Below are 242 nucleotides of genomic sequence, written 5' to 3' on the forward strand. Positions count from 1 at the left end.
TCTTAAGACACAGCTCAACAATATGACGATTGCAGCGCCTATGAGCGGCATCATTGCAAAACGGTGGGTGCTCTCCGGCGACGTGGTGCAGCCGGGACAATCAATGCTTGCGATGTACAACATCAGCCACGTGTGGGTGACGGCTAATTACGAGGAGACAAAATTGCGGGAGATAAAGAGCAACGACAGGGTCTCCATCACTCTTGATGCGTATCCCGGTATTGCATGGAACGGGCATGTTT

1 protein-coding gene is annotated in these 242 nt (G+C 51.7%); it reads left to right on the forward strand.

Going from position 1 to position 242, the window contains the following annotated elements:
- Positions 1-40 precede the first annotated feature (40 nt).
- Positions 41-242 (forward strand): efflux RND transporter periplasmic adaptor subunit (locus tag H6A07_RS10005; RefSeq protein WP_239471216.1); only part of this gene is annotated, 202 nt, incomplete at its 3' end.

This window comes from Olsenella uli, assembly GCF_016899935.1.
GTDB classification, from domain to species: Bacteria; Actinomycetota; Coriobacteriia; order Coriobacteriales; family Atopobiaceae; genus Thermophilibacter; species Thermophilibacter uli_B.